At 73.9% G+C, this 14,844-nt stretch carries 19 protein-coding genes and 1 pseudogene; 12 read left to right on the forward strand and 8 right to left on the reverse strand.

What is annotated here, in order from left to right:
* Window positions 1-103 precede the first annotated feature (103 nt).
* From I4I82_RS20130 to I4I82_RS20160, 7 genes are all read left to right on the forward strand, one after another.
* The gene (locus I4I82_RS20130; RefSeq protein ID WP_218592438.1) at window positions 104-1,258 is read left to right on the forward strand and encodes a glutathione-independent formaldehyde dehydrogenase; all 1,155 of its coding nucleotides are present in this window, start codon (window positions 104-106) and stop codon (window positions 1,256-1,258) included.
* Window position 1,259: 1 nt separating this feature from the next.
* Window positions 1,260-1,823, forward strand: a complete 564-nt coding sequence (locus tag I4I82_RS20135; protein WP_218592439.1) for a type 1 glutamine amidotransferase domain-containing protein — start codon at window positions 1,260-1,262, stop codon at window positions 1,821-1,823.
* A complete protein-coding gene (locus tag I4I82_RS20140) occupies window positions 1,820-3,481 on the forward strand; it encodes a zinc-dependent alcohol dehydrogenase (RefSeq protein ID WP_225920633.1) in 1,662 nt (553 codons plus the stop codon). The genes I4I82_RS20135 and I4I82_RS20140 overlap by 4 nt, the downstream gene beginning before the upstream one ends.
* A complete protein-coding gene (locus I4I82_RS20145) occupies window positions 3,478-4,149 on the forward strand; it encodes a hypothetical protein (protein WP_218595934.1) in 672 nt (223 codons plus the stop codon). Before I4I82_RS20140 ends, I4I82_RS20145 begins: the two co-directional genes overlap by 4 nt.
* Window positions 4,150-4,165: 16 nt before the next feature.
* On the forward strand, window positions 4,166-4,441 hold the full coding sequence (locus I4I82_RS20150; protein ID WP_218594872.1) for a hypothetical protein: 276 nt from the start codon (window positions 4,166-4,168) through the stop codon (window positions 4,439-4,441).
* Window positions 4,428-5,156, forward strand: a complete 729-nt coding sequence (locus tag I4I82_RS20155; protein WP_218594873.1) for a DUF1345 domain-containing protein — start codon at window positions 4,428-4,430, stop codon at window positions 5,154-5,156. Before I4I82_RS20150 ends, I4I82_RS20155 begins: the two co-directional genes overlap by 14 nt.
* A gap of 95 nt (window positions 5,157-5,251) precedes the next feature.
* Window positions 5,252-5,530 carry a hypothetical protein gene (locus I4I82_RS20160; protein ID WP_218595935.1) on the forward strand — a complete coding sequence of 93 codons (279 nt, stop codon included), beginning with the start codon at window positions 5,252-5,254 and terminating at the stop codon, window positions 5,528-5,530.
* A gap of 31 nt (window positions 5,531-5,561) precedes the next feature.
* On the opposite strand, the gene I4I82_RS20165 is transcribed toward I4I82_RS20160, so the two are convergent.
* The 3 genes from I4I82_RS20165 to I4I82_RS20175 all read right to left on the reverse strand — a co-directional run bounded on the left by I4I82_RS20165 (window position 5,562) and on the right by I4I82_RS20175 (window position 7,066).
* Complete coding sequence (locus tag I4I82_RS20165) at window positions 5,562-6,131, reverse strand: HtaA domain-containing protein (protein WP_218594144.1); 570 nt, start codon at window positions 6,129-6,131, stop codon at window positions 5,562-5,564.
* Window positions 6,132-6,311: 180 nt separating this feature from the next.
* Window positions 6,312-6,521: a hypothetical protein gene (locus tag I4I82_RS20170; RefSeq protein WP_218594143.1), complete on the reverse strand. Its 210-nt coding sequence runs from the start codon at window positions 6,519-6,521 to the stop codon at window positions 6,312-6,314.
* A 26-nt stretch (window positions 6,522-6,547) separates the two neighbouring features.
* A complete protein-coding gene (locus tag I4I82_RS20175) occupies window positions 6,548-7,066 on the reverse strand; it encodes an MBL fold metallo-hydrolase (RefSeq protein WP_218594142.1) in 519 nt (172 codons plus the stop codon).
* A 22-nt stretch (window positions 7,067-7,088) separates the two neighbouring features.
* Here I4I82_RS20175 and I4I82_RS20180 point away from each other — a divergent pair, with 22 nt between their 5' ends.
* Window positions 7,089-7,667: an AMP-binding enzyme gene (locus tag I4I82_RS20180; RefSeq protein WP_218594141.1), complete on the forward strand. Its 579-nt coding sequence runs from the start codon at window positions 7,089-7,091 to the stop codon at window positions 7,665-7,667.
* 100 nt (window positions 7,668-7,767) lie between these two features.
* Here the strand turns inward: I4I82_RS20180 and I4I82_RS34500 are convergent.
* Window positions 7,768-7,923: pseudogene (locus I4I82_RS34500) on the reverse strand (MmyB family transcriptional regulator); the annotation flags it as partial.
* A gap of 400 nt (window positions 7,924-8,323) precedes the next feature.
* On the opposite strand from I4I82_RS34500, the gene I4I82_RS20190 reads away from it, so the two are divergent.
* Both I4I82_RS20190 and I4I82_RS20195 read left to right on the forward strand, forming a co-directional pair.
* Window positions 8,324-8,641, forward strand: a complete 318-nt coding sequence (locus tag I4I82_RS20190) for a hypothetical protein (RefSeq protein ID WP_218594140.1) — start codon at window positions 8,324-8,326, stop codon at window positions 8,639-8,641.
* A 161-nt stretch (window positions 8,642-8,802) separates the two neighbouring features.
* Entirely contained in the window at window positions 8,803-9,429 is a 627-nt protein-coding gene (locus I4I82_RS20195) for an InlB B-repeat-containing protein (RefSeq protein WP_218594139.1), read from the forward strand.
* A 33-nt stretch (window positions 9,430-9,462) separates the two neighbouring features.
* Here the strand turns inward: I4I82_RS20195 and I4I82_RS20200 are convergent, their stop codons facing one another.
* Complete coding sequence (locus I4I82_RS20200; RefSeq protein WP_218594138.1) at window positions 9,463-10,302, reverse strand: helix-turn-helix transcriptional regulator; 840 nt, start codon at window positions 10,300-10,302, stop codon at window positions 9,463-9,465.
* A 172-nt stretch (window positions 10,303-10,474) separates the two neighbouring features.
* Between I4I82_RS20200 and I4I82_RS34790 the strand changes: the two genes are divergently transcribed.
* A complete protein-coding gene (locus I4I82_RS34790; protein WP_218595937.1) occupies window positions 10,475-12,145 on the forward strand; it encodes an SDR family oxidoreductase in 1,671 nt (556 codons plus the stop codon).
* Between the two features lie 12 nt (window positions 12,146-12,157).
* Here I4I82_RS34790 and I4I82_RS20215 read toward each other — a convergent pair whose 3' ends face one another.
* Both I4I82_RS20215 and I4I82_RS20220 read right to left on the reverse strand, forming a co-directional pair.
* Complete coding sequence (locus I4I82_RS20215) at window positions 12,158-12,817, reverse strand: DNA alkylation repair protein (RefSeq protein WP_218589380.1); 660 nt, start codon at window positions 12,815-12,817, stop codon at window positions 12,158-12,160.
* Window positions 12,814-13,209, reverse strand: coding sequence for a hypothetical protein (locus I4I82_RS20220; protein ID WP_218589381.1), 396 nt, complete (start codon window positions 13,207-13,209; stop codon window positions 12,814-12,816). The genes I4I82_RS20215 and I4I82_RS20220 overlap by 4 nt, the downstream gene beginning before the upstream one ends.
* Window positions 13,210-13,344: 135 nt before the next feature.
* Between I4I82_RS20220 and I4I82_RS20225 the strand changes: the two genes are divergently transcribed.
* Window positions 13,345-13,806: an ATP-binding protein gene (locus I4I82_RS20225; RefSeq protein WP_218589382.1), complete on the forward strand. Its 462-nt coding sequence runs from the start codon at window positions 13,345-13,347 to the stop codon at window positions 13,804-13,806.
* Between the two features lie 3 nt (window positions 13,807-13,809).
* Here I4I82_RS20225 and I4I82_RS20230 read toward each other — a convergent pair whose 3' ends face one another.
* Window positions 13,810-14,772: a hypothetical protein gene (locus I4I82_RS20230; RefSeq protein WP_218589383.1), complete on the reverse strand. Its 963-nt coding sequence runs from the start codon at window positions 14,770-14,772 to the stop codon at window positions 13,810-13,812.
* Window positions 14,773-14,844: the final 72 nt, after the last annotated feature.

Raw genomic sequence — 14,844 nt, forward strand, 5'->3', positions numbered from 1 at the left:
GCGGTATCGGCATCTCTGCCGATACCGGGGGCCGCACCGCGCCCGGTGCAATGGAGGCCCGGCCCGGGCGCAGCGCGGGGGAGCACACGGACGAGGAGGCAGCGTGAAGGCAGTGGTGTACGAGGGACCGCGGCAGGTCAGCGTCAGGGACGTGCCGGACGCGAAGATCGAGCGGCCGACCGACGTCCTGGTGCGGATCACCTCGGCGAACATCTGCGGTTCGGACCTGCACATGTACGAGGGCCGGACCGACTTCGAGACCGGCCGCTGGTTCGGGCACGAGAACCTGGGCCAGGTGGTCGAGGTCGGAGCGGGGGTCGACAAGATCCGGGTGGACGACTGGGTCGTCCTCCCCTTCAACATCGCCTGCGGGCACTGCAAGAACTGCGAGCGGCAGCTCACCAACTACTGCCTGACCGCGCAGCCGGAGCCGAACATGGCCGGCGCCGCGTACGGCTTCGCCGACATGGGCCCCTACGGCGGGGGGCAGGCCGAGCTGCTGCGCGTGCCCTGGGGCGACTTCAACTGCCTGCGGCTCGGCGAGGACGCCGAGCAGCGGCAGACCGACTACGTGATGCTCGCCGACATCTTCCCGACCGGGTACCACGCCACCGAGCTGGCCGGTGTGCAGCCCGGCGACCAGACGGTGATCTACGGCGCCGGCCCGGTCGGGCTGATGGCGGCCCTCTCGGCCACCATCCGCGGGGCGGGCAAGGTGATGGTCGTCGACCGGCACCCCGACCGGCTGCGGCTGGCCGAGTCGATCGGCGCGATCGCCATCGACGACTCGAAGGTCGACCCGGTGCAGGCCGTCCTCGACCAGACCATGGGCCTGGGCGCGGACAACGGCTGCGAGTGCGTCGGCTACCAGGCGCACGACCCCGACGGCCGCGAGCAGCCCAACCTGACGATGAACCGCCTGGTCGCCTCGGTGCGCTTCACCGGGAGGATCGGCACCGTCGGCGTCTTCGTGCCTCAGGACCCCGGAGCATCCGACGAGCTGGCCAAGCAGGGCAAGCTCGCCTTCGACTACGGCATGTTCTGGTTCAAGGGCCAGCACATCGGCAGCGGCCAGGCGCCGGTCAAGAAGTACAACCGGCAGCTGCGCGACCTCATCGCGGCGGGCAAGGCCGAGCCGTCCTTCATCGTGAGCCACGAGCTGCCGCTGGACCGGGCCCCCGAGGCCTACGAGCACTTCGACAACCGGGACGACGGCTGGACCAAGGTCGTCCTCCACCCGACGACGGCGGGAGCGTGACATGGCAGGGGAACTGAGCGGACGGAGAGTGGCGATACTCGCGGCCGACGGGGTCGAGCGGGTGGAGCTGGAGCAGCCGCGGCAGGCGCTGGAGGACGCAGGGGCCCGCACCGTCGTCGTCTCGATCTCGAGCGGTGAGATCCAGGCGCGCGACAACGACCTCGCCGACGCCGGCACCTTCGCGGTGGACCAGCTGGTCGGCGCGGCGTCGGTCGACGACTACGAGGCGCTGCTCCTGCCGGGCGGGACGGTGAACCCGGACAAGCTGCGGATGGAACCCGCCGCGGTGGGGTTCGTCCGGTCGGGCAAGCCGGTCGCGTCGATCTGCCACGGCCCGTGGAACTTCGTCGAGGCCGACGTCGCGCGGGGCCGTCGCCTGACCTCGTACCCGAGTGTGCGCACCGACCTGCGCAACGCCGGGGCGAAGGTGGTCGACGAGGAGGTGGTCACCGACGGCAACATCACGACGAGCCGGTCGCCGGACGACCTGCCCGCCTTCTGCGAGCGCATCGTGCAGGAGTTCGCCCGGGCCGCGCAGCCCGCCGCCGCGGGGGGTGGGTCATGACCTCCGCCATCGGGACCGCCGCGACCCTCGCCGCCCGCGCCGGCGGCACCGTCTTCCGGCTGGTGCGGTGGACCATCGACCCCGCATCCTCCCGGTCGGCCGCCGCGGGCGGGCCGGCGTCGGGGTGGCTCGTGGTGACCCTGTTCCGCGAGCCGACCGACATCGACACCGGCGCGCTGCCCGCGCCGCTCGCGGAGTTCGGCGACCGCATCGAGGTCCGCGTCCGCCCGGCCGCCGACGGCAAGGGCACCGAGCTGGCGGCCCGGCTGCGCGACCCGGCGGGCTCGGGCGGCGCGGCGCGCCGGCTGGGCGGCAACGACGCGCAGGCCGACCTGCGGTCCGCGCTGCGCCGGGCCAAGCAGCTCATCGAGGTCGGCGAGGTGCTGGCCGTCGACCCCGCACCGCACGGCGAACGGACGCCGACCCCCGGCGGTGCGCTCCTCGAGTCCTGGACCCGGTCGGCTCCGAAGGCGGGGTGTGCGATGAAGGCGGTGACCTGGCGCGGCGTCAACGAGATCGGCGTCGAGGACGTTCCCGAGCCCAGGATCCTCAACGACCACGACATCGTCCTCGAGGTGGGGCTGAGCGCGACGTGCGGCTCGGACCTGCACCTGGTGGGCGGCTACATCCCCGCCATGCGCGCCGGCGACGTGCTCGGGCACGAGTTCATGGGCACGGTGGCCGAGGTCGGCCGCGGCGTGACGAAGCACCGTGTCGGCGACCGTGTCGTGGTGGTCTCCTTCATCAGCTGCGGGAAGTGCTGGTACTGCAGGCAGGGGCTGTGGTCGCTGTGCGACAACGGCAACCCCAACCCCGGGATCACCGAGGCGCTGTGGGGCCAGTCCATCGGCGGCTGCTTCGGGTACTCCCACGCCCTGGGCGGCTGGGCGGGCAGCCACGCGCGCTACATCCGCGTGCCCTACGCGGACAACGGGGCCTTCACCATCCCCGAGGGCGTCTCCGACGAGCGGGCGCTGTTCGCCTCCGACGCCGCGCCGACCGGCTGGACCGGGGCGCACCAGGCCGAGGTGCAGCCGGGCGACGTCGTCGCGGTGTGGGGCGCGGGCGGAGTGGGGCAGATGGCCGCGCGCAAGGCCATCCTCATGGGCGCGGAGCGGGTCGTCGTCATCGACCGGTTCGACAACCGCCTCCAGCAGGTCCGCACGCACATCGGGACGGAGACCCTCGACTACGAGCAGACCGACGTCCCCGCCGAGCTGCGCGAGATGAGCGGCGGTCGCGGGCCGGACGTCTGCATCGAGGCCGTGGGGATGGAGGCGCACAGCCCGGGCCCGCAGTACCTCTACGACCAGGTCAAGCAGCAGATGCGGCTGCAGACCGACCGGCCCACGGCGGTGCGCGAGGCGATCTGGGCCTGCCGCAAGGGCGGGACGGTGTTCACCCTCGGCGTGTTCGCCGGCCTCGTGGACAAGTTCCCCCTCGGCGCCGTCATGAACAAGGCGCTGACGCTGCGCGGCGCCCAGCAGCACGGGCACCGCTACATCCCGGAGATCCTCGACCTGATGAGCCGGGACGAGGTCCGGACCGAGCACCTCGCCACCCACGTGATGCCGATCGAGGACGGGCCGAAGGGCTACCGGATGTTCAAGGAGAAGGAGGACGGGTGCGTCCGGGCCGTGTTCCGTCCGGGCGGGTGACGGGGGTGCCGGGGCCGCGGGTGACGGCGGAGAGGAGGACCGGGGCCGGGCCGACGGTGGTCGGGGTGCTGGCCGACCCGGGGGCCCCGGCCGAGCTGGCGCAGCGGCTGGCCGAGGAGCTCCCCGAGCTGCTCGGCGACCAGCAGGACGCCGACGACGACTGGGACGTCCGCGTGGAGGTCCTGCGACTGCCGCCGCAGAGCCCGGGACACCGCCGGCTGCTCGACGCGGTCGGGCCGCGGATGCGGGAGGAGGAGTGGGACCTCGCGGTCTGCCTGACCGACTCCCCGCTGCGCGGCGGGGAGGCCCCGCTGGCGGGCGAGCTGCTCGGTGCGGAAGGAGTGGTGGTCGTGTCGGTCCCGGCGTTCGGCGGCGTGTCGGTGCACCGCCGGCTCCGGGGGGTGGTGGCCGAGCTGCTCACCGCCGCCGGCCGGGACCCGGAGGAGCGGGCGGACCGGGGCGCGACGTCCCTGGTCGGCCCGTTCCGGCGGGTCGTGCCCGACGAGGAGACGGAGAACCTGCACGTCCTCGCCTCGCGCGGGCGGCTGCGGCTGCTCGCCGGGATGGTGTGGGACAACCGGCCGTGGCGGCTCGCGCCCACCTCTGGGAGCGGCCCTCCGATGCGGCGGAACGGGAGGAGGTGCGCCTCTACAACGCCTCGACCGTGATCACCCTGACGGTGGGGTGGGCTGCCTGTACGCGGGGCTGTTCGTCGTCATCGCCCTGGCGGAGCACTTCCTGATCCCTCCCGGGTACTTCGAGTCCAACCTGGGACACCCCGTCGGGTTGGGCGACTACCTGACCCTGGCGTGGTTCGCCACGTCCCTCGCGCTGGTGGCCGGGGCCCTCGGGTCGGGGTTCGAGAACGAGGACGACGTCCGCCAGGCGGCCTACGGCTTCCGCGAGCGCGAGCGCCGCGAGGGCACGGACGACGGGGACGGGTCCGATGACCGGCGCTGACCCCCACGACGGCGGCGCGCAGGGCCCCGTCGGGCAGCGGTCGGCGGAGCGGACGGGACCGCCCGGCGGGCCCGGCGGGCGGATCCTGTCCGCCCGCCGGGCCGTGGTCTCGGTGGTGGTCGGTCTCCTCGTCGGCGCCGCCGTCGGGGTGGTCACCGGCGCGCCCGAGCTCGTCCCCCTGGTCAGCTGGACCGTGGCGGCGGCGGTCGTCCTCACCTGGTTGTGGCGGATCAGCTGGCCCCGGGACCACCGGGGCACCAAGCAGCTCGCCGAGGAGGAGGGCCGGTCCCGCACGACGGACGCCGCCGTGCTGATCGGCTCGGTCGTCAGCCTCGGGGCCGTCGCCCTGGCCCTCACCCGCGCCGGCGGCAACCGGGACGCGGTCGCGGTCGCCCTGGTCATCCTGGGAGCGCTGGCGGCCGTCCTGGCCTGGGCGCTGGTGAACACGGTCTTCGCGCTGAAGTACGCGCGCCTCTACTACAAGGACGAGGCCGGTGCCGACGGTGGCATCGACTTCAAGCAGGACCAGCCGCCGGCCTACAGCGACTTCGCCTACCTGGCCTTCACCGTCGGGATGTCCTTTGCGGTCCCGGAGACCGAGCCCGTCGACAGCCGCGTCCGGAAGGTGGCGCTCGGGCACGCCCTGCTCTCCTACGCCTTCGGCACCGGGGTCCTCGCCGTGGCGATCAACCTGGTGACGAACCTGGGCCAGTAGGGGTGCGGGGAGCCGGGTGCGTCGGTGCCGAACGACCGGCGCGGACGTGCACTGCTCCACAGACCGCGGCCACCGCGGACCGGATGCTTGCCCGCATGAACCCGAACCCCCAGCACCCCCACTTCCAGCACCCCCACTTCCAGCACCCCCACCCGATGCAGCCCGCCCGTCGACCCGCCACGCCCGTGCGCACGATCCTGCTGATCGCCGCCGGGATCGTCGTGTTCGTGCTCGTGCTCGCGTCCGCTCTGGGCGACGGGGGCACGAGCGACGACTCCTCGACCGGATCCGAGTGCACGACCGAGTTCTTCGATGGCGGCACGATGACCGTCTGCAACGGCGAGGTGGTGTCGACGGACGTGGGCGACTTCTGACGCAGCGCCGTCAGACGAGCGGCGGGATCGCTCAGAGGCGGGCGCGGACGGTGGCCGTGCCGATCGGCAGGCCCCCGGAGAACAGGTCGACACCGAACGTCGAGTTCAGCGCGGCCGCGGCCTCGTCGGTCAGCGTGGCCCGCACGCCGCGGACGGTGAGGCGGTCGTCGCCGGCGCGGATGCGGGCGTCGCCCGCGTCCAGGTCCAGCAGCGGGACCCGGGTGTCGGTGCCGCTGACGCGCGCCGTCAGCACGCCCGCCACGGTGTCGATCACGAAGTCCTCGACGCCGAGCGTCACGTCGCCCGCGGTGACCTCCAGCCCGCCGACGTGCTCGATCTCCCCGGCCGCGGTGGACGGCACGACCGAGCCGCCGACGATCGGGAAGGTGAAGCGGGTGCCCTCGCCGCCGGCCTCCTCCTGCGCGGTGACGCTCACGCCGTTGTCGGCGAGCACGCCCGCGGTGCCGGCGTCCAGGCGCAGGGTGGTGCGCCCGCCGTGCAGCGAGACGGCGGAGTCGTCGTGCCGGGCGTGGGTCGGCGCGGCCGGCGCGGCGATCGCCGGGGTGGCGGCGGCCAGGCTGCCGAGGCTGAGGGCGGCCACGGTGGCGGCGGTGGTCAGGACCTGTCGATGCGCATGGGATGTCCTCTCGTGGTGGTCGGCCGTCGTCGGTCGGCCACGAACGAGTGAATCGCGAGGTGGGCGGGGGTGCGCGTCGACGGCGAGTCGGTCACGTCCTGCATCCGTGGAGGCCCTTGGGGCCGTAGTACGTGGAACGCCGCCTCAAGTGCCGCGTCCGACGAGATCGGTGACGGATGCGCCATCAGGGGCCACGGCGGGGTCGTGGCCGGGGACGATGAGATCGTCCCGGTCGGCGAGGGACTCGCAGGTCTCGAAGCCCGCCAGGCACTCCCGCACGTCGACCAGGATCGGGAACGGGTTGCGGCGGACGCGGTTCTCGGTGAAGTGCAGGGCGTCCGACGCGAGCACCATCCACCCGGCCGCGGTGCGGACCCGGACTACTTGGGTGCCGCCGGTGTGTCCGCCGACGCGGTGCAGTTCGAGGCCGGGGGCCAGTTCGACGCTCCCGTCGACACGCCGGACGGGCCCGCGCGGTCGGCGTCGAGGATGGCCGCGATCTCGCGGCACTTGTAGAAGGCCCCGACGATGTTGTGGCGCATCACAGCGTCGGAGACGAACGCCAGTTCGTCGGCCTGCACCACGATATCGGCGTCGGCAAACAGGTCCACGCCGCCGGCGTGGTCGTAGTGGAGGTGCATCAGCACGACACGGCGGACGGATGCCGGCTCGGCTCCGACGTCGCGGAGGAGCCGCTCGACCGGGGTGAGGGTCGTGCGGCCCCGGCGGACGCCAACGACGGCCGAGGAACGGGTGTCGACGACGGTCACGCCGTCCGGCCCGTGCACGGTCAACACGAAGTAGTCCATCGGCATGGACACGTCGGGACGGTCGATCGGCCCGACGAAGTTCTCGTGGCGCCGGCGCTCGCCCAGGCTGCCGTAGCGCAGGGCGTGCACGCGGTACGTCGGCGGGGGAGCGGTGTCCGGCGGCCGTCGGCCTCACCGAGGCCCGGTCATCCCCGCTTTCCTCACTCCGCGCGACCACGCGGAGGCGCTGGCCGACCCGTGGCTCGCGCGCCGGTTGCTCAGCTGCGGGCGGCCCGGACCGTTCACCGAGATCGGGATCGTGGACGACGACGGCCGGCAGCTCGGTCCCTGGCAGCGCGGCGAGATCGTCTGCCGGGGCGGCACCGTGATGGCGGGATACGTCGACGACCCGGACGAAGACGCGCGGGTGTTCGCGCACGGCTGGTTCCACACCGGCGACGTCGGCGAGCGCGACGGGGACGGCTTCGTCCACCTCGTCGACCGCAAGAAAGACATGATCATCTCGGGTGATTTCAACGTGTACTCCGCCGAGGTGGAGCAGGCGGTCTGGCGGCACCTCGCCGTCCGCGACTGCGCCGTGGTCGGCCTGCCCGACGAGGAGGGGGGCGAGGCGGTCGCGGCGTCCGTCGAGATGAAGGACGGCGCGGAGCTCGACGTCGAGGAGCTGCGGGCGGCGCGCTGCGCGAGCAGCTGGGCGGGGTCAAGGCGCCAAGGCGGTGCGGATCGTTGAGGCCCTGCCGCGCAGCGCGGCGGGGAAGGTGCTCAAGCGGGTCATCCGCGAGCAGTGCTGGGAGGGGCGCGAGCGTGCCATCTGAGGCCCGGGCGTGCTGGAGGTCGTGCGGGCGGCCGGGGTCGGCGAACACGATCTTCAGCAGGTTGCGGGAGGTGCTCCGGCCGCCGAACAGGGCGTCGGCGATCTCGTTGGCGGCGAGGACGTCGGTCGCGCCGTTGTGGACGAGGGCGGGGTTGTCGGGCCAGGCGTCCATCTGCTGGCGCAGCGCGGGGTCGACGCGGTCCGGGGCGCTGGTCCCGCGCGCCGGTGGCGCGACGCCGGCCAGCGCGAACAGGCGAGAAGCACGTCGAGCACCTGTTCACGAAGACCGGAGCGCCCTCGCGCGCCGCGCTCGCGGCCGGTGCAGCCCGCGGGTCGTGGTCGGCGGCGCCGCCGTCCACGTAGCCGCGTCCACCGCGGATACGTGCGCGCACTGACGCCCCGGCGCGGTGCGGGCGCGATCCTCGGTGGAGCCGGTGTCCCCGGCCCCACCGACCGCAGCAGGAGGACCGGATGAGCTACGTCGCCGCCCCTGGAGTTCGCACCCGAGCCCGTCCCGCGCGCGGGAACCCGCCGCCCGGGTTCGCCGTCCGCGCCACCGACGGCGAATCACAGTGCTCGACGGGAACGCCGACCTGCTCGCCGGGCCCGTCACCTACGACACCGAGGTGACCATGACCGGCGAGTCGACCTTCGTCGAGAAGGGCGAGCTCGTCGTCGGCGACCGGCCGATGAGCATCGACAGCGTCGGCGATGGCGTGCTCGAACCCAGTGCGCGCGCCGGCGTCCTGCAGGGCGCGGTGTTGTGGCGGGTCGAGGGGTGGTCGCCGGACGGCGCCGTCCGCGGGCTGCTCGCGACGTCGTTCATGCTCGAGCCCGGCACCGGTCGGTCGAGCGAGAACCAGGTGCTCCGGCTGTTCGTGGCCGACTGACCCGGCCAGGGCGTCAGGCGGCGGCGGGCGCCGACGTGCGCGCACTACGGCTTCGTCCCCGATGGCGCGGATCGACTCGGCTGCGTGCGGCGGCGCACCACCCCCCGAACCGAGTCGTTGGAGCTGGTGACCCCACGAACATGGAACGATCAGGAGCGACGATGCAGAAGACGAGCCGGAACAGATGGGTTGCGGCCAGCGTGATCGGTGTTCTGTCTGCGACCGTGGTCGTTTTCTGGGCCTCCGGCGCCAGTGCTGAGGAAGAGCCGGGTGCCGACGCCCATCAGCACTCGAAAGCAGTTGAGGGGGACGTTCCCGGCGTGGCCCGCATGATCAGTTCCTTGGACGACTTGAACGGCCTGCCGTGCAACACGGCGAGTGACGACCCAGGGACTGTGCAGATCGATTACGGGGTGCCCCAATCCGAGTCACAGGTCGGTATCTATTGCCAGGTCGGGGATCCCAAGCTGACGATCAGCATCGACACCGAGAGTTTCGCGACGAATCCGGACACAGGACTCCGCACCTCAGGTGGACGGGTGACGGCCGATCCGCCCGGATTCGTGTGCGATTCGGCGGACCTCCCAGCGGGGGCACGCTCGTGCGAGCCGGTCGAGTACCAAGAGGGCGACGTCGTGACGCTGACCGTCGAACCCGACGCGGTCTCCAGCTTCGCCGGCTGGGTGGAGATCGCCGGAACCTGCCAAGGAACGCAGTCGCCCTGCTCCTTCGTCATGGGTCGCGACGAGAGGGTGTCCGCGACCTTCGGCCTCATCGGCGGCCTCTGAACGCTCCGAGAGGACGAACGGGGGCCGGCGGCGTCAGGGCAGCGCCTGCGCCCCGATCACCGACAGCAACTGCAGCTTCTCGTAGCTCTCGCTGCCCGGCACGGCGGTGTAGACGAGCAGGGTGTGCGCCTGCTCCGGGTCCAGCAGCGTCTGGCAGTGCAGCTCGAGGCGGCCGAGCTCAGGGTGCTCGAAGCGCTTGGTCGCATGGGGGCGGACGCCGACCTCGTGCTCCTCCCAGGCCGTGCGAAACTCCTCGCTCCGCCCGACGAGCAGGTCGGCGAGGTGGGCCGCCCGGGAGCCGGGGCCGCGCAGGGTGACGACCCGGCGCAGGCCCGAGGCGAACATCCGGGACAGGAACGGGTGGTCCTCGGGCGCGTAGATCCGGCGGGAAGCGGGGTCGGTGAACCAGCGGTAGCCGATGCTGCGCTCGGGGCCGGTGAAGCGGGTCGTGTCACCGGTGAGGGCGACGCCCATCGGGCTCTGCCGCAGCGTCTCGCCCAGCTCGCTGACGACCTCGGCGGGCGTGTCGTCGAGCCGGTCGAGGATGCGGAGCAGACCGGGGCTGATGTGCTCGGTGACCCCGCCGCGGGCGGGTGGGTTGTGCCCGGCGAGGCGGAAGAGGTGGTCGCGCTCCTCCAGCGACAGGTGCAGCCCCTGGGCGATCGAGGCGATCATCTGCGGCGAGGGCTGCGGCCCGCGTTCGCGCTCGAGCCGCGAGTAGTAGTCGGCCGACATGTGGCAGAGCGCGGCCACCTCCTCGCGCCGCAGCCCGCTGGTGCGGCGGCGCTGCCCGCGCGGGAGGCCGACGTCCTCGGGCTGCACCGCCTCCCGCCGCCGCCGGAGGAACCCCGCCAGCCCTGCCCGGTCGATCATCGTGTGCCGCCCTCTCGTCGGTGCTGCCCCGTTCCTACCGCCGGGGGCCCCTGCGCAGCCACGGATCGTCGATCCCCCCTTCCGGGCGAGAGGGGGATCGGCAGGCCGTGGTTGCCCTCCCGGCGGGGCGCGAGTCTCGGTGGCACACCCCGAGCCGCACCGAGGAGCACCCGTGACGCACCAGCCCACCGCCCCGCCCGCCCGGCAGCCCCCGACCGAGGACGAGCCGTCCGGCGTCGCCCGCCAGGCCCTGCGGAGTGCGGGCGGCTGGGCCGGGATCGCCGTCGCCGCCGCGCCCACCGTGGCGTTCGTCGTCGGCAACGGGCTCGGCGGGCTGCCGTGGGCGTTCATCGCCCTCGCCGTGGCCGCGCCCGCGGCGTTCGGGGTGCACCTCGTGCGCCGCGAGCCCGTCCGGGCCGCGGCGGTCGGCCTCGTCGTCGCCGCGGTGTGCGCGCTGGTCGCGGCGCTGGCCGGCGAGGCCCGCGCCTACTTCCTCGTTCCCACCCTGCTCCCCGTGGCGTGGACGCTGGTGTTCCTCGGCTCGGTGCTCGTCGGACGGCCGCTGACGGGCGTCGCGCTCAACCGCCTCGCGGGCGGACCCCGCGACTGGCGCCGGCACGCCCCGCTGCGCCGCGTCTACACGATCACCTCGCTCGTCGCGGCCGCCATCGCGCTCGTCAACGCCGTCGTCCGCGCGGGTCTCTACCTCGCCGACCAGCTCGCGGTCCTGGCCGTCGTCGAGGTCGCCGTCATCCCGGTGCCCTTCGCCGTGGCCGCCTCCACCGTCGTCGCGGCCCGCCGCGCCGTCCGACGGACGCCGTCGCCCCCGCCTGACCCACCCACTCCGCACCGCACGTCGACCACACACAGGAGCACCGCCATGCCACGCACGATCGACATCACCGTCCCCGACCTCTCCGGCACGCGCGCCGTCGTCACCGGCGCGAGCGACGGCTTCGGCCTCGGCCTGGCCCGCAGGCTCGCCGCCGCCGGGGCCGAGGTCCTCATGCCCGTCCGCAACCGAGGCAAGGGGGAAGCGGCCGTCGACGGGATCCGGCGGCAGGTCCCCGGCGCGGACGTGTCGCTGCGCGACCTCGACCTGTCGTCGCTGGAGTCCGTCGCCGCACTGGCCGCCGGGCTCGTCGACGAGGGCCGCCCGATCCACGTCCTGGTCAACAACGCCGGCGTGATGACCCCGCCCGACCGGCAGACCACCGCCGACGGGTTCGAGCTGCAGCTCGGCACCAACCACCTCGGGCACGTCGCGCTCGTCGCCCACCTGCTGCCGCTGCTGCGCGCCGGCCGGGCCCGGGTGACGTCGCAGCTCAGCATCGCGGCCCGGTCGGGGGAGATCCACTGGGACGACCTGAACTGGGAGCGCTCCTACGACGGTCGCCGCGCCTACAGCCAGTCGAAGATCGCGTTCGGGCTGTTCGCCCTCGAGCTCGACCGCCGCAGCCGCGCCGGCGGCTGGGGCATCACCAGCAACGCCTCCCACCCCGGGGTCGCGCCGACGAGCCTGCTCAGCGCCCGTCCCGAGCTCGGCCGTGACGGGGACACCCCGCAGATCCGGGTGATCCGCTGGCTGTCGCGGCGGGGGATCCTGGCCGGCACCGTCGAGACCGCCCTGCTGCCCGCGCTCATGGCCGCGACGGACCCGGCCGCGCGCGGCGGCCTGTTCTACGGGCCCAGCGGGTTGGGCGGCCTCGCCGGCCGCCCGGCCGAGCAGCCGCTGTACCGCACCATGACCAGCACGGAGGAGGCGGCGCGCGTGTGGGAGGTGTCGCAGGAGCTGACGAGCGTGCGGTTCCCCAGCACGGGTGCGGTGCACCCCGCCAGGTGAGCGGTGGCGCCCTCAGGCGTTCTGCCGCCGCACCATCTCCGCGATCCACACCGGCGCGTACGGGGAGGTGCAGTTCGGGGGAGTCGGGTAGTCCTCCAGCACCCGCAGGCGCTCCCCGATCGCGATGGCCCGCTCCCGGTGCGCGGCGTGCTCGATGCCGATCTGGGCCAGGCAGTGGTTCATCGCCCACTGCAGGCGGTCGGGGGCGTCCCCCATCTCGGCCTCGACGACGTCGAGCAGGCCCGGGAGGTCGAGGCCGTCGGGCCTCTTCGCGACCCGCTCGGTCGTCAGGGCCCAGCCCGCGCTCGCGACGACGGGGTCCGGGTCGGCCGTCCAGGCGACGCGCAGCTCCTCGGCGTGCGGGTTCTTCCTCACCACGTAGTTGACGAGCCAGTCGTGGACCTTGGGGGTGCGGGCCGCGCGGAGCATGGCGTCGAGCTCGTCGCGGCCGAACGCCTTCGGCCGGCAGATCAGCAGCGCGAGCAGCATCGCGGCGGTGTCGTCGGTGGCCCACAGCTCGCGGGCGAGGTCCTGCTGGGTCGTGAGCCGCTTGGCGACCGCCCGCAGCTTCCCGAGGTTCACGCCGTGGTCGTCGCCGTGCCTCTCGTTGACCTCGCGGACCCGCGGGTCCGCGAGGTCGGCCAGTTCGGCGAGCACCTCGGTGACGGTCATGCGGACCTCCTGTCCGTCGCGTGGGAACGGGGCCGCAGCGCCACCCCCAGCGGCACCAGCACGGCCGCGGCGGCGACCGTACCGAGCAGCACCAGCACCGCCCCGACCGCCCACAGCCCGGAGTCGTCGACGGTGCGGGCGGTGAGGACCCAGGCCGCGGTGAACGACAGCGGCATGACGAGCACGACCAGCCACCCCGGCAGCCACCGCGGTGCGAGCACGGCGAGGGCGACGGCGCTGACGACGGTCGCGGCCACCTGCCACGCGGCGTAGGAGGTCCCGCCGGGCACCACGACCGCCCACCCCGTCCACAGGAACCAGCTCGCGGCGGTCAGCACCGCCAGCGCGGCGGCTCCCGCCCGGCGGCGCGGACCGGTCAGCTGCTCGTCCATGCCCCGGAGTCTGCCCGTCGGGGGGACCGGTCACCTCGGTGCTCCTACCGACGCGCCGCCGCCGCTGGGCGACGGGGATCTCCCGCCGGTCGCGGGAGTGGTTGGGCGGTGACCGGGTACGGGTACAGGCCTCTCGTGCCCGAGACCCTCGACTTGGTGATCCCCGCCGGATCGCAGGCGCCCTCACGCGTGCGCCGGGCCGTGACCGACTGGCTGTCCGGGGTGTGCGGGCACCGGGCCCTGTGCGACACGGGCGAGGACCTGCTCTACGCCGTCAGCGAGGCCGTCGCGAACACCGTCGACCACGCCTACTCCCACGACGAGCGCCACCGCGGCTCGGTGAGCGTGCTGGGGCAGGTGGCGCCGCCCGGGCTCCCGGCCGTCGCCCGCGAGGGCTGCACGGGCGACTTCCGGATCGAGTTCGTCATCGTCGACACCGGCCGCTGGAAGGAGCCCGCGGCCGACCCGGACGGCCGCGGCCGCGGGCTGCAGATGATGCGGGCGCTCGTCGACCGGTGCGAGGTGACGCGCGCGCCGGGCGGCACCACCGTCACCCTGCGCCGGGTCCTCGCGTGCGCGGGTGGCGACGCGGCCTGAGGGTCAGGAAGCGGTGTCGCAGCCGCGGCGGCCGGACGTCACCGCGGTGCCGGAGGGGACCGGGATGCCGCGGTCGGCGGCCCAGAACATCGTGTCGACGGCCACCGCCGCCCAGTCGACGGCGCAGGTGGCGGTGCTCGGCCGGCCGCGCTCGTCGTAGTCGTGGATCTCCATGTGCCACACCAGCTCCGGGTCGGAGCCCATCAGCACGCGGTGCCGCGACGGGCGGCGCACGAGGAGACCGACGGCGGCCCGGACGACCCCGCGGACCACGCCGCGCAGCGTGCCGCCGTCGGCGTCGGGCAGCAGGTCGGCCGCGGCGAACGGGCGGAAGCCCTGCAGTGCCAGGCAGGTGGCCCGGTCCCAGGCCCCGCCGGTGTAGGGCATGCGCCGCAGCAGCGCCGCGTCCTGGCGCAGCGCGGCCCGGCGGACGCCGAACGTGCTGGTGGTCGAGTGCGCGCGGAACCATGCGGCGGCACCGCGGCGCGGGGCGTCGGGCAGGCCGTCGGTGCCGGGCTGGTCGCGCCGCACGGCACGGGCGCCGGAGGCGTCGAGGTCGAGCGAGCCCGAGCCGTACATCGCGAAGTAGTCGGTGCCGGGGAAGGCGTCGGCCGCCGCGCGCAGCGACGTGAGCGCGTCGGGGGCGTAGAGGTAGTCGTCCTCGGCGAACCAGACGAGGTCGTCGGGCTCGCCGGCGAGGGCGGCCTCGTGCGCGACGACGGCGCGGAAGGTCGCGCGGTTGCTGCCGCCCTCGATCCGCCGCACGGTGCCGTGGGCCTCCATGAGCGCGAGGCGGTCGGCCGGGATGTCGCCGTCGTTGACGAAGACGATCTCGGCGTCGTCGCCCAGCGGCTCCACCGCACGCAGCAGGGAGGCCAGGGCGAGGGTCTTGCTGTAGTACGGAGGGCGGGGCTTGGTGTTCTCCGACTCCGCCGACCGGTAGACGATGCGCACTCGTGAGCTCACGTCCGCAACGCTAGACAAAGATCGGCAAGCGCTTGGGTCGGCGAAGGTTAGCGAACGGCTAACGTCGCCCCG

This window comes from Pseudonocardia oceani, from assembly GCF_019263585.2.
GTDB lineage: Bacteria > Actinomycetota > Actinomycetes > Mycobacteriales > Pseudonocardiaceae > Pseudonocardia > Pseudonocardia oceani.

Bases quoted from the DNA above. Each gene is read 5' to 3' on its own strand.
- I4I82_RS20215 (WP_218589380.1), bottom strand. From the start codon at position 12,817: ATGACCGTCACCGAGGTGCTCGCCGAACTGGCCGACCTCGCGGACCCG.
- I4I82_RS20160 (WP_218595935.1), top strand. From the start codon at position 5,252: ATGAACCCGAACCCCCAGCACCCCCACTTCCAGCACCCCCACTTCCAG.
- I4I82_RS20140 (WP_225920633.1), top strand. From the start codon at position 1,820: ATGACCTCCGCCATCGGGACCGCCGCGACCCTCGCCGCCCGCGCCGGC.
- I4I82_RS20220 (WP_218589381.1), bottom strand. From the start codon at position 13,209: ATGGACGAGCAGCTGACCGGTCCGCGCCGCCGGGCGGGAGCCGCCGCG.
- I4I82_RS20155 (WP_218594873.1), top strand. From the start codon at position 4,428: ATGACCGGCGCTGACCCCCACGACGGCGGCGCGCAGGGCCCCGTCGGG.
- I4I82_RS20170 (WP_218594143.1), bottom strand. From the start codon at position 6,521: ATGGTGCTCGCGTCGGACGCCCTGCACTTCACCGAGAACCGCGTCCGC.
- I4I82_RS20200 (WP_218594138.1), bottom strand. From the start codon at position 10,302: ATGATCGACCGGGCAGGGCTGGCGGGGTTCCTCCGGCGGCGGCGGGAG.
- I4I82_RS20195 (WP_218594139.1), top strand. From the start codon at position 8,803: ATGCAGAAGACGAGCCGGAACAGATGGGTTGCGGCCAGCGTGATCGGT.
- I4I82_RS20135 (WP_218592439.1), top strand. From the start codon at position 1,260: ATGGCAGGGGAACTGAGCGGACGGAGAGTGGCGATACTCGCGGCCGAC.